4 protein-coding genes are annotated in these 13,775 nt (G+C 73.9%); 3 read left to right on the top strand and 1 reads right to left on the bottom strand.

The genetic code is table 11. The features are described 5' to 3' along the window. Positions 1–216 precede the first annotated feature (216 nt). Positions 217–1,107, bottom strand: a complete 891-nt coding sequence (locus tag ACIA3K_RS16795) for an alpha/beta fold hydrolase (protein WP_396801965.1) — start codon at positions 1,105–1,107, stop codon at positions 217–219. A 124-nt stretch (positions 1,108–1,231) separates the two neighbouring features. Between ACIA3K_RS16795 and ACIA3K_RS16790 the strand changes: the two genes are divergently transcribed. From ACIA3K_RS16790 to ACIA3K_RS16780, 3 genes are all read left to right on the top strand, one after another. Continuing rightward, positions 1,232–4,609: a BTAD domain-containing putative transcriptional regulator gene (locus ACIA3K_RS16790; protein ID WP_396801964.1), complete on the top strand. Its 3,378-nt coding sequence runs from the start codon at positions 1,232–1,234 to the stop codon at positions 4,607–4,609. A gap of 115 nt (positions 4,610–4,724) precedes the next feature. Further along, a complete protein-coding gene (locus ACIA3K_RS16785; RefSeq protein ID WP_396801963.1) occupies positions 4,725–6,299 on the top strand; it encodes a Na+/H+ antiporter in 1,575 nt (524 codons plus the stop codon). Between the two features lie 219 nt (positions 6,300–6,518). Beyond that, positions 6,519–13,760: an amino acid adenylation domain-containing protein gene (locus ACIA3K_RS16780; RefSeq protein ID WP_396801961.1), complete on the top strand. Its 7,242-nt coding sequence runs from the start codon at positions 6,519–6,521 to the stop codon at positions 13,758–13,760. The last annotated feature ends 15 nt before the right edge of the window (positions 13,761–13,775 follow it).

The following is a 13,775-nucleotide window of genomic DNA, read 5'->3' as shown; positions in this document are numbered from 1 at the left end:
GGGACGGGTCGGTTCGTGACCGGCGGGTGGTGGAAAGACGATGGTCGAGGAGGTGACCGACGGGCCGTCGTTGGTCGCCGATATCTGCCTGTGTATCACCGCCGACCGGTTTGCGTCCACCTGGTGTAACGTCGCATTTCCGCAGGTCAGAACGTTTGTGGGTGGGTGGCCGGGCGGTCTGCGGTAGCCCGGCCACCCTTCGGTCGCTCGTTACCTTCAGTGTCGGATATCCAACTCCCCGTGGTCGCGCAGCGCCCCCACCACGACTGCCGGCGCTTCCTCGGCCATGAAGTGCCCGCAGGTGACGGTCCGGTGCGTGAGGTCCGGTGCCCAGGCCCGCCACACGGCTGCCGCGTCGTAGCCGAGAGCGGCCCCCCAGTCCTGCGCAAGCACGGTCACCGGCAACCGCAGCCGGTTGCCGGCCGCCCGGTCGGCCCCGTCGTGCGCGACGTCGATCCCCGCGGACGCCCGGTAGTCGGCGACGATCGAGGTCACCGCGTCGCGGGACGCGCGCAGATAGGCAGCGCGCACGTCCGCCGGCAGCGCGTCCGGGTCGCGGGTCCAGACGTCGAGGAAGTGGCCGAAGAACGCGTCCGGGCTGCCGCCGATCAGCTTCTCGGGCAGGCCGGGCGGCTGCGCCATCAGGTACAGGTGGAAGGCGACGGAGGCGTCGACGCCGTGCAGCACGTCCCACATGTCCAGGGTGGGTAGCACGTCGAGCAGGGTGAGCCGGCTGATCGCCGCCGGGTGGTCGAGGCCGGCGCGGAACGCCACGAGAGCGCCCCGGTCATGCCCGGCCAGGGCGAAGCGGTCATGGCCGAGCGCGCGGGCCAGCGCCACGACATCGGCGGCCATGGTCCGCTTCGAGTACGCGGTGCCGTCGCCGTCCACGGGCTTGTCGCTCTCGCCGTAGCCGCGCAGGTCGGGGCAGATGACGGTGTGGTCGGCGGCGAGGTCGGCGGCGACGTGCCGCCACATGAGGTGGGTCTGCGGAAAACCGTGCAACAGCACGATCGGTGGCCCAGAGCCGCCCACGGCGGCGCTGAGCGTCACGCCGTCGGCGACGGTGACGCGCTGGTAGTCGAATCCGTTGATCCTCGGCTGCACGGGTGAGCCTCTCTGATGAGCGGTCTTGGCGCGGGGATGCCCGTCGCCGTCGTACGTCATCGAGCCTGCCCGGGGGTGATCAGCGGACGGTCAGCGTCGGATCAGTGCGGGCTAGATTGAGGCCATGACCAGGCAGCCGACGGCACCGGTGACGTTCGGCGTGCTCGGGCCGGTGACCGCCGCCGCCGGGACCGGTCCGGTTTCGCTGCGGGGGCACCGGCAGCGACTGGTGCTGGCCCGGTTGCTCATCGCCGGTGGTCGGGTGGTGCCGGTGGAACGTCTCGTCGACGACCTGTGGGAGGTTCCGCCGGAGCGCGCGGTGGGCGCGATCCGGACGTTCGTCGCCGACCTCCGCCGGGCGTTGGAGCCCGACCGGCCGCCCCGGCAGCCATCTGGCCTCCTGGTCACCGAGCCCTCGGGGTACGCGCTGCGGACCACCCCGGACGCGGTGGACGCCGACCGTTTCGAGGCGGCGGTCGGCGAGGCCGGTCGGCTTCTGACGGCGCAGCTGCCCGCGCCGGCCCTCGCGGCGCTGGACGCGGCGCTCGGGCTGTGGCGCGGGCCCGCGTACGCGGACTGCGTGGGCGAGGGCTGGGCCGTGGCGGAGGTCAACCGGCTGGACGAGCTGCGGATGCTCGCCGTGGAACGGCGGGCCGAGGCGCTGCTCGCGCTGGGTCGGCCGGACGAGGCCGCCGCCGACCTGCCCGGCCACCTCGCCGCCCATCCGCTGCGCGAGGACGCCTGGCGGCTGCTCGCCCTGGCCCGCTACCGCGCCGGTCGACAGGGCGAGGCGCTGGCCGCCCTGCGCGAGGCCCGCGCGGTCCTCGTGGCGGAGCTGGGGGTGGACCCGGGCCCCGAGTTGCGCCGGCTGGAGGCCGACATCCTCGCGCAGGCCCCGCACCTCACCGACACCCCCACGGTGGCCGTTCCCGACCGGGCCGGAGCCGTTCCGGACGGCGGATCGGCGTCGCAACGGCCGTTCGTGGGACGGGACGCGGAGCGGGAGCGGCTGCGGGGTGCCGCCGAGGCCGCCACCCGTTCCGGACGGCCCACGCTCGCTCTGCTCAGCGGCGATCCGGGCGCCGGCAAGACGGCCCTGGCCGAGGCGCTGGCGCGACAGTTGGCCGCCGAGGGCTGGACCACGGCGTGGGGGCGCAGTCCCGAGTACGAGGGCGCTCCGGCCGCCTGGCCGTGGACCCAGATCGTCGAAGCGCTCACCGGCTCGGACCTGCCGTCCTTCCCCGGCGGCGTGCCGTCCTCTCCGGGCGGCGTGTCGTCCTCTCCGGATGGCGTGTCGTCCGACGGCGGGGCGGCTGGCGCCGACAGCATCGACGATCCCGCTGTGGCGCGGTTCCGCCGCCACCGCGCGGTGGCGTCGGTGCTCTCCGCCGTCGCCGACCGGGGCCCGCTGCTGCTGGTCCTGGACGACCTGCACCGGGCCGACGGCGACACGTTGGACCTGCTCACCGCACTGCTCGCCGGGCCGCAACCCGCCACCGGACCGGTGCTGGTCCTGGGCACGTACCGGGCCACCGAGATCACCGGGGGGTTGACCGCCGCCCTGGCCCGAGCCGCCGGGCTCGAACCCGTACGGCAGTACCTCGCCGGACTGTCCCCGGAGGCCACCGGCGAACTGGCCCGCACCGTCGTCGGCACGCAACTGGCCCCGCCCGCCGTCGCGCTGATCCACCGCCGCAGCGCGGGTAACCCGTTCTTCGTCCGGGAGCTGGCCCAGCTGTACGCCGAGGCGGGCGGCGCGGCGCTGGAGGCGGTACCGCCCGGGGTGCGCGACGTCATCCGGCACCGCCTCGCGCAGTTGCCCCCACCAACCCGTACCGTGCTGCGGCAGGCGGCGGTGCTCGGCCGGGACGTCGACCCCGCCGTGCTCGGCGCGCTCACCGACGACCCGGCGGCGCTGCTGGACGCCGTCGACCGTGCGTTGCAGGCCGGCTTCCTGACCGAGCAGGCGTCCGACGGGCGGCTACGGTTCACCCACATCCTGGTCCGCGACACGCTCTACGCCGACCTGTCCGCGTCGCGTCGCGCGGCCTGGCACGCCGCGGTGGCCGAGGCGTTGCAGCGGCACCAGCCCGTCGACCCCGCCACGCTCGCGCACCACCTGCTGTCCGCCGGGGGGCCGGCAGCCGCCCGACGGGCCGCCGACTACGCCCGTACGGCCGCCGAACGGGCCGAACGTGGCGGCAACCCGCACGAGGCCGCCCGGCTGTGGGCGCAGGTCGTCGAGGCGTACGACCGGGCCGGGGGGACCGAGCGGCGCGAGCGGCTGACGGCGCTGCTCGGCCTCGGGCGCTCGCTGGCGGTGACGGGTCGCCTGGCCGAGGCACGGCGTCACCGTGCCGAGGCGATCGCCGACGCCGAGGCGCTCGGTGACGCCCGGCTGACCGCCCAGGTGCTGGCCGGTTTCGACGTGCCCGCCATCTGGACCCGCAACGACGACGACCTGTTCTCCGAGCGGATCGTCCGCGCCGCCGAGCACGCCCTGACCGGCCTCGGTCCGTCCGGCTCGGCGCAACGCAGTCGGCTGCTGAGCACCCTCGCGCTGGAACTGCGGGGCGTCACCGATGACCGTGGCCGCCGGGCCGCCGCCGAGGCCGAACGGATCGCCCGGACCCTCGACGACCCCGGGCTGCTGGCCTTCGCGCTGAACGCGCGCTTCATGCACGCCTTCGACCGCGTCGGGCTGGCCGACGCCCGGGCCCGGATCGGCGCCGAGCTGGTCGACCTCGCCGCCCGGCGGCACCTGGTGACCTTCGAGGTGCTGGGACACCTCATCCTGCTCCAGACCTGCTGTGCGCGGGCCGATCGGACCGGCGCGGACGAGCACGCGCGCGCCGCCGATCGCCTCGCGCAGCGGTACGAGCTGCCGCTCGTCGGTGTCTTCACCGGCTGGTACGCCGCGCTGCGCCGGGCGTGGGTCGGCGACCGGGACGCGGCGGTGACCGCGTACCGGGCCGCCGCCGAGCGGCTGCCGACCGACGGCATGCCGGGCCTGGCCCAGGGGCTGCTGCCGCTCGCCCTGCTCGGTCTGCGCCTGTCCGACGCCGTCGGCGACCGGCTGGCCCACGACGACCGGCCGGTTCCCGGGCCGGACGACGAGGACTGGGCGGGACGCGACTGGGGCCCGCACGAGCCGTGGGTCCGACCGCTGCTGCTCGCCCACTCCGGTGACCGCGGCGCCGCCGTGTCGGCGCTGCGGGCCCTCCCGGACGGGCCACACGACCTGCTTCGGGAGGTGCGACTGTGCCTCGTCGCCCGGGCGGCGCTCGCCGTGCACGACCGGCCCACCATCGAGCGCGCGGCCGCCGCGCTCCGGCCGGCCGCCGCCGAACTGGCCGCCGGCAGCGGGCTGCTCACCGCCGGACCGGTCGCCGGGCACCTCGCCGATCTCGCCGCCGCGCTCGGCCACGACGAGGAGGCCGGCGCGCACCGCAGGACCGCCCGCCTGCTGACCGCGCGCGTCCGCGCAGTCGACCCGACCTGAGCACTGCCGCGCCCGGCAGCCGGCGACTTGCCGGTTCCTGTGGAACCGGCCACCGGTGTGCGGTCAGATGGAACCACCGGCCTGCGCCGCCAATCGGGGATCTAGGGGGTACGCCGTGCAGGGGCTCGTGCTGATCGTGGTGCTGGGCGTCACCGTCCTGATCGGCACCACCCTCGGCGGCCGCTACCGGGTCGCGCCGCCGGTGCTGCTCATCGCGTTCGGAGTGCTGCTCGGGCTCGCGCCGCCGCTGTCCGACCTGGTCCTGGAACCGGACCTGGTGCTGCTGATCTTCCTGCCGGCGATCCTCTACCGGGAGAGCCTGACCATCAGCCTGCGGGAGATCCGGGCCAACCTGCCGGTGATCGGGCTGCTCGCCGTGGTGCTCGTGGTCCTCACCATGATCACCGTCTCCCTGACCGCCCAGGCGTTCGGCGTGAACCCCGCCGCCGCCTGGGTGCTCGGCGCGGTGCTCGCGCCGACCGACGCCGCCGCGGTCACCGGTCTGGCCAAGCGGCTGCCCCGCAAGCTCCTCACCACCCTGCACGCGGAGAGCCTGATCAACGACGGAACCGCCCTGGTGGTCTTCGCGGTGACCGTGGGCCTGCTGACCCAGAGCGCGGAGCCGGGGGCGCTGGGCATCGGCGAGGAGTTCGTCGGGGCCAGCCTCGGCGGCCTGGTCGCCGGTCTGCTGGTGGGCGTCATCGTGGTGTTGATCCGCAAACGGCTCGACGATCCGCTGCGCGAGGGCGCGTTGAGCGTCCTGACGCCGTTCGCCGCCTTCCTGCTCGCCAGCGCGGTGCACGCCAGTGGTGTGCTGGCCGTCGTGGTCGCCGGTCTGGTGCTCGCGTACGCCGGCCCACGGGTGATCCGGGCCCGCTCCCGGGTGCTGGCGTACGCGTTCTGGGACCTGTCCACCTTCCTGATCAACGGTGGCCTGTTCGTGCTGCTCGGCACCCAGATCCCCCGGGCGGTTCGCGGCATCGTCAGCACCTCGCCCCCGAGGGCCGTGCTGATCGTGCTCGCGGTGACGCTCGCCGTGGTGCTCACCCGGTTGGGCTTCGTCTACCTGACGTCGCAGTCGGTGCGACTACGGCGTCGTCGAATGGTCGAGGGGGGAGAGAGCACGCCGAGTTGGCGGGTCGGCACGGTCGCGGGCTGGTCCGGGTTCCGGGGCGCCGTTTCGCTCGCCGCCGCGCTGGCCGTCCCGACGATGACGGTCTCCGGTCGCCCGGTGGTCGAGCGAGATCTGATCATTTTCGTCACGGCGCTGGTGATCGTCCTGATCATGCTGGTGCAGGGCACCACGCTGCCGCTGGTGGTGCGCTGGGCGGGGCTGTCCGGCGACCCCGAGCGCGTCGACGAGACCCGACACGCCCGCCGGCGTGCCACCCAGGCCGGCCTGGACGCCCTGCCCGGAGTCGCCGAGGAGGTGGGGGCCGAGGAGGAGGCCGTACGCCGGCTGCGGGCCGAGTACCAGCGACACCTGGCCGACCTCAACGAGACCGGCGGTCGGACCGCCGAGGAACGCAAGCTGGAGCGCCGGCTGCGTCTCGGCGTCCTCGCCCACAAGCGACGGGAGCTGACGCGGCTGCGCGACAACCGGGAGATCGACGACCTGGTGCTCCAGGAGCTCCAGTCGGCGCTGGACAACGAGGAGATCCGGCTGCTGGGCCGCGGCCCGAACGAGTGACCACGTGAACGTCGGCTGAACCTTGCATGATCAACATCGGCACCTCTCGCCGCAGGTCAGCGGCGTCCGTCGAGCGGTCCATGGTGGTTGACCTGCGCGGCCCCGCGCATCCTGTTGGTGATCAGAAATTCGCTCCACGGTGGCCCGTCGGGCACCTGAGTCTTCGTACGGTTTTGCGCGCCGTCCGCCGGACGGATCGAAGGCCGAGGAGACAGATCCGTGTCCGTCACACCCACCATCGTCCCCGACCGGGACGCCACCACGCGTACGCCAGTCGTACCGCTCGACCGGATCGAGCAGTACGCCCGCCGCTTCCCCGACCGAGCGGCGCTGTGTGACGAGGACGGGGTGCTCGACTACGCGGAGCTGGCTCGGCGGGTCGATGCCCTGGCGGCCAACCTGCGGGCGTACGGCGTCGGTCCGGGCGAGCTGGTCGGCATCTGCCTGCCCCGGCGGCGGGCGGCGATCGTGGCGATGCTGGCGGTGCTCCGCGCCGGCGCCGGGTACCTGCCGCTGGACCCGACCTACCCGCCGGCCCGGTTGGCCTCGATGCTCGCCGACGCGCGACCCGTTCTGGTGCTCACCGGCCCGGCCGGGGCCAACCTGCCCGCCGGCACTCCGCTGGTGCCCCTCGACGACGCCGAACTCGTTGGCGCGACGACCGGACCGGTCGATGCCGGCACACCTGGCCCCGAGGACCCGGCGTACGTCATCTTCACCTCCGGCAGCACGGGCCGACCCAAGGGCGTGAGTGTTCCCCGGCGGGCGCTGGAGCACTTCTGCCAGGCGGCCCGCGAGCGGTACGACCTGCGCGCCGACGACCGGGTGCTCCAGTTCGCCTCGCTCAGCTTCGACGCCAGCGTCGAGGAGATCTTTCCGCCGCTGAGCGTGGGCGCCACCGTCGTCATCCGTGACGAGGACGCGATCAGCAGCCCGCGCCGATTCCTCGACCACTGCCGCGACCACGCCGTCACGGTGCTGGACCTGCCCACGGCGTACTGGCACGAGTTGGTGACGGCGATCGACCGCGGCGAGGCGGCACTGCCGGCAGCCGTCCGTCTGGTGATCATCGGCGGGGAGGAGGCGCAGGCCGGCGCGGTGGCACGCTGGCAGGACCGCGTCGGCGTCGGGGTTCGGCTGCTCAACACGTACGGCCCGACCGAGGCTACGGTTGTCGCCACCTGCGCGGACCTGACCGGCTGGACCGGTCAGGGTCCGGTCCCGATCGGCCGTCCGCTGCCCGGCGTGACGTGTGTCGTGGTCGGCGCGGACGGCGACCCGGTAGCCGCGGGCGAGCCCGGCGAGCTGCGCATCGGCGGCCCTGGCGTGGCGAGCGGCTACCTGGGCCGGCCGGAGCTGACCGCCGAGCGCTTCCCGACCGGGCCGGACGGCCAGATCAGCTACGCCACCGGGGACCGGGTTCGGGAGCTGCCCGACGGGCAACTGACCTACCTGGGCCGCTTCGACGACCAGGTGAAGATCCGTGGGTTCCGTGTCGAACTGGGCGAGATCGAGGCCGCGCTGCGCCAGCTCCCCGAGGTCGCCGACGCGGTGGTGCTCGTCGACGCGAGCACCGGGCAACCCCGGCTGGTCGGGCACCTCGTGCCGACCGGAGTGAGTCTCGACCCCATCGCCGTGCGACGCCGGCTCAGCGCCGACCTGCCGGCCTACCTCGTACCGGCGACCGTGCTCGGGCACGAGTCGTTCCCGCTCACTCCGCAGGGCAAGGTGGATCGGGCGGCGCTGGCTGGATCGACGCCGACCGTACCGGTCGCGCCCGTGCCGACCAGCGACGACGGCAACGACCCGGTGGCGGTGGCGGTGGCCGCCCGCTGGGCCGAACTGCTCGCGCTGCCGGCGGTCGACCTCGACGACGACCTGTTTACCCTCGGCGCGGACTCGCTCGACGCGATCCGGCTCCTGGGCGCGGTCCGCCGGGACCACCGGGTCGAGGTGACACTGACCCAGCTCTACGCCGCGCCGACGCCGACCGGGCTCACAGCTCTGATCCGTACCCTGACGTCCGTCGACGCGCCGGCGGACCCGGCGGCCGACACCCCGGACCCGGCCGCCACCTCCGCCGGACCGACGGGCGCGGAGCTGCCCCTCACCGGCCTGCAACACGATTTCTGGATCGCCGAGCAGGTCTGCGCCGAACTGCCCGCCCATACGCTCGGAATCCGGTACCGGTCGCCCGCGCCGGTCCGCGCCGACCTGCTCGCGATGGCCATTGCCGACCTGGTCCGGCGGCACCCGGCGCTGCGCGCCCGGGTGCGGATGGTCGACGACGAGCCCCGGCTGCGGGTCGAGGTGAGCGGCGACCTCCCGCTGACCGAGGTCGACCTCGGCGACGTCGATCCCGCGCAGCGGGAAGCACGGGCCGCCGAGATCCGTCACCGGGCCGTCCGGGAGCCGTTCGACCTCGCCGCCGGGCCGCTCGCCCGGGCCGTGCTGATCCGCGATGGATCGGCCGACGAGGTGCTGCTGGTCGTCCACCATCTGGTTTTCGACGGCTGGTCCGCCAGCCTGTTCGGCGACGAGTTGGCCGGGCGTTACGCCCACCACGTGACCCGCGCCGCCGATCCCGCCGCCGACCACCGCGACGACACCGACACCGACGTCGACGCGACCGGGCTGGCCGAGCTGGCCCGCCTGCGCGCCGCCGACGCCGCCGACCCCGCGTTGGCCGACTACTGGCGCGCGCGGTTCGCGGACGCCGACCTCGACGCGGAACTTCCCGCCGACCGTCCCCGCCCGGCCGTGCGCTCGTTCGCGGCGGGCCGGGTGACGCGCGCCGTCGACCCGGCGCTGCTCGACGCCCTGCGCGCGCACGGGCGGGCGCATCGGGCCAGCCTCTTCATGGTGCTGCTCGCCGGTCTGCAGGCCGTGCTGACGCGCTATGCCGGGCGCACCGACGTGACGGTGCTGGCGCCGGTGGCCGGCCGCAACCGGCCCGAGCTGGAGCGGGTGCTCGGCGCGGCGCTGAACATCCTGCCCCTGCGAGGCGACGTCACGGGCGAGCCGACCTTCCCCGAACTGCTGGACCGGGTCCGCGCCGCCGTACTGGCCGACCTGGACCACCAGGACCTGCCACTGCCGCAGATCATCGCGGCCACCGGTCGGCCGGCATCGGCCAACCGCAACAGGCTCACCGGGGTCATGCTCACCGTGCACAACACGCCGACACCCGTCGGCCTGGAGTACGCGGGCGAGGTCGCGCCCGCCGCCACCATGGTGGACGTCGCCGTCGGTCTGGACTTCCCGGTGGACGGCCCGGTGCTCAGCGTCGACTACGCGACCGAGCTGTTCGACGCCGAGCGGATCGAGGCGTTGCTGGACCATCTGCTCACCCTGCTGGCCGCCGCCGTGACCGCGCCCGACACGCCGGTCACCAGGCTGCCGCTGCTGACCGAGGCCGAGACAGGCCGGATCCTGCGCGACTGGAACGACTGCGACGCGCCGCTGCCCGACGCCACCGCCCTGCACCAGCTCTTCGAGCGGTGCGTGGCGGCCGACCCGCGAGCCCCGGCGTTGACCTGGCGGGACACGACGATCAGCTACGCCGAGCTGAACAGCCGGGCCAACCGGCTCGCCCGGGTGCTGCGCGCCGACGGGGTACGCCCCGGCGACCGGGTGGCGATCTGCCTAGACCGAGGCGTGGAGCTGTTCGTCGCCATGTGGGGGGTGCTCAAGGCCGGTGGCGCGTACGTGCCGTTGGACCCGGCGTACCCGTCCGACCGGCTCCGCTACATGATCGACGACAGTCGCGCGGGGGTGCTGGTCACCCGGGTCGACCTGGAGACCGCCCCGGCCACCGGCGCGACGGCGCGCGTGGTGGCCCTCGACCGGGACGCCGACCGGCTCGCGACCGTCGACGACGGTGATCTCGAACTGGTCACCTCCGGGAACGACCCGGCGTACGTCATCTACACCTCCGGCTCCACCGGACGGGCCAAGGGCGTGGTGGTCAGCCACCACAACCTGGTGCACGCGGCGTCGATGTGGCAGCGGGCGTACCGCCTGGAACCCGGCTGGACCTACCAGCAGGCGGCGAGCTTCTCCTTCGACATGTTCGTCGGCGAGACACTGCGCGCGCACTGCACCGGGGGTCGGCTCGTCGTGGTGCCCCGCGAGGTGCTGCTGGACCCCGCCGAGCTGTACGGGCTGATGCGCGCCGAGCGGGTCGAGTGCACCGAGCTGGTCCCGGCCGTGCTGCGCACCCTGCTCGCGTACGTGTCGGCGGCGGGGGAGCGGCTGGACTTCGTGCGGCTGCTCATCGGCGGCGGCGAGAAGTGGCACGTGCGGGAGTACCGGCGGGCCCGCGAGCTGGTCGGCGCGGGCGGTCGGGTGGTCAATGCGTACGGGGTCACCGAGGTCAGCGTGGACAACGTCTACTTCGACGGCGACGTCGACGCGCTGCCCGACGACGCCCCGCTGCCGATCGGCCGGCCGTTCCCCAACAACCGGGTGTACGTGTTGGACGCGCACCGCCAGCCGGTGCCGGTGGGCGTGGTCGGCGAGCTGTACCTCGGTGGGGTGGGGGTGGCCACCGGCTACCACGACCGGCCTGAGCTGACCGCCGAGCGGTTCGTCACCGACCCGTACGTGCCATCGGCGCGGATGTACCGCACCGGCGACGGCGCGCGCTTTCGCCCCGACGGCACGGTGGACTTCCTCGGCCGCCTCGACGACCAGGTCAAGGTCAACGGCTACCGGGTGGAGCTGGGCGAGGTCGAGGCTACGATCGCGGCGCTCCCCGACGTGCTGGCCTGCGCGGTCGCGGTCCACGAGGGACCGACCGGGCTGGCCCGTCTGATCGGCTACCTGGTGCCCGCGCCCGGTCGTACGCTCGACGAGCGCGCGGTCCGCGACGCCGTCGCGGCGACCCTGCCGGCGCACATGGTGCCGGCCCGACTGCTGACACTGCCCGCGCTTCCGCTGACTCCCAACGGCAAGCTGGACCGGAGGGCGTTGCCCGTCCCGCCGGAGATCGACTCCGACGCCGCCGCCGCGCCCCCGGGCACCGACACCGAACGGCTGGTCGCCGACGCCTGGTGCGCCGAGCTGGGCCGCGACACCGTCGGCATCGACGACAGCTTCTTCGCCCTCGGCGGTGACTCGTTCGCCGCGCTGCGACTGGTCCGCCGCATCGGTTCGGGCGTGGCTCTGGTGGAGCTGTACCAGCACCCCACCGTCCGCGCCCTGGCCGCCCTGCTGGACGCGCGGGCCGCCGGCACGACACGCGCCGACCGCCTGCTGCACCGGCTCACCCCGACCGACGCCGACGCCACCACCGGTGGGATGACCGTGGTCGCCGTGCCGTTCTCCGGCGGAAGCGCGATCTCCTACCAGCCGCTCGCCGACGCCCTGCCCGCCGGCTGGGGACTGTACGCGGTGGAGCTGCCCGGCCACGACCGCAGCCGCCCGGACGAGGACCCGCTGCCGGGCGCGGAGGTGGCCGAGCGGGTGCTCGCCGAACTCCGGGGGATCGTCGGCCCGGTGGTGCTCTACGGGCACTGCCTGGGTACCGCCGTCACCCTCCAGATCGCTCGACGCGCCGAGGAGGAGGGTTTGGATCTACGCGCGGTGGGGCTGGGCGCGAGCTTCCCCACCGCCCGTCTCCCCGGACGCCTCTTCGACTGGTTCTACCGGCTGGTGCCCACCGACCGGTTCACCTCCGACCGGGAGTACCTGTCGTACCTGCGCGCCCGAGGCGGCTTCACCGACGTCTCCGACCCCGCTGACGAGGCATTCGTCCTGCGCAACGTCCGGCATGACGCGCGGGACGCGGAGGAGTACTACACCGCCGCGTACCGGGACCCGAACCACACCAGGCTGCGTGCCCCGGTGCTCAGCGTGATCGGCGAACGGGACCGGGTCACCGAGCTCTACGAGGAACGGCACCAGGAGTGGACGCACGTGGCCGAGCACGTCGACCTCACCGTGCTGCCCAAGGCCGGGCACTTCTTCGTGCGTACCCATGGCGACCAGCTGGCCGGGGCGCTGGTGGCACACGCCACGCGGCCGACGCCGAGCATGGACGCCGCGCCCACCGAGGCCGCGCCGGTCGCCGCGCCGGTCGCCGCGGCGGCGTCGCCGCGCGACCCGGCGCCCAGCCTGGCCCGGTTCGCGGTCGTCGCGTTCGGACAGTTCATCTCCATGATCGGCAGTGGACTCAGCACGCTGGTGTTGAGCATCTGGGTCTATCAGCAGACCGGCTCGATCACCGACTTCGCCGTCGTCAGCGCCGTGGGCATGCTTCCCGGCATCCTCGCCGGACCGGTCGCCGGGGCGGTCGCCGACCGCTGGGACCGGCGGCGGGTCATGCTGGCCAGCGACTCCGTCGCGGCGGCGGCCATGGTGGCGCTGGTGCTGCTGGTGACCCTCGGCGGCGGCCTGGAGCTGTGGCAGATCTACCTGGCCGTGTCGGTCACCTCGCTGGCCGGCGCGTTCCAGCGACCGGCCTACCTCGCGGCGGTCGCCCAGTTGGTGCCCAAGCGCTATCTGGGCCACGCCAACGGGATCAGCCAGCTCGGTGTGGGCGCCGGCCTCGTCTTCGCCCCGATGCTCGGCGCGGGTCTGATCGGTCTGATCGGCATCCGCGGCGTCATCCTGGTCGACGTGTCGACGTTCTGCGTCGGCGCCCTCACGTTGCTGCTGGTCCGCTTCCCGAACCGGCTGTTCCGCCGACGGGAGGAGACGTTCCGCGCCGAGGTGGCCAACGGGTGGCGGTACATCGCACGCCGACCGGGCCTGCGCGCCGCGCTGCGGTTCTTCGTCATCGACCACGCCTTCTACACCCTCGGCTTCGCGGTGATCACCCCGATGCTGCTGATCGAACAGTCGCCGGTGGCGCTGGGTCTGGCGCTCTCCGCCGGCGGCGTCGGAGGACTGCTGGGCAGCCTCACCATGGGCCTGTGGGGCGGCACCCCACGACGGGCCACCGGGATGATCCTGTTCATGGGGGTGGCGAGCCTCGCCATGACTGTGGTGGGCGTCGGCGTGCACCCGGTCTTCGCGGTTGCCGGCATGTTCGCCCTGACCTTCGCCGAGTCCCTGATCGACGGACACTGGATCGCGTTGATCCAGACCAAGGTGGGCTTCGACCTCCAGGGTCGCGTCCTGTCGATCTTCATCACCGTGATGATGCTGACCATGCCGGTGGGCTACCTCGTGGTCGGCCCACTCGCCGAACACCACGTCCAGCCGTTGCTGGAGCCCGGTGGCGCGCTCGCCGGCACGGTCGGCGCGGTCATCGGCACCGGATCGGGGCGCGGTCTGGCTCTGTTGGTCGTGCTCAGTGGCCTGCTCCAGCTCGGCTGGGCGATCCGGGGCTGGTGCAACCCCACCCTCCGGCTCATCGAGGACGACCTGCCCGACGCCGTGCCGCCCGCCCAGATCGGCGACCGCGACGACCTCCAACGGCACGCCGACGCCCAGCTCACCGCCGCGCGGTCCTGACCCGCACGCACCCAC

This window comes from Micromonospora sp. NPDC051543 (assembly GCF_044454415.1).
Classification (GTDB): Bacteria; Actinomycetota; Actinomycetes; order Mycobacteriales; family Micromonosporaceae; genus Micromonospora.
This window is presented reverse-complemented; position numbering and strand designations above follow the sequence as displayed.

Coding starts and splice junctions, on each gene's coding strand:
- ACIA3K_RS16790 (WP_396801964.1), top strand. CDS start 1,232: ATGACCAGGCAGCCGACGGCACCGGTGACGTTCGGCGTGCTCGGGCCG.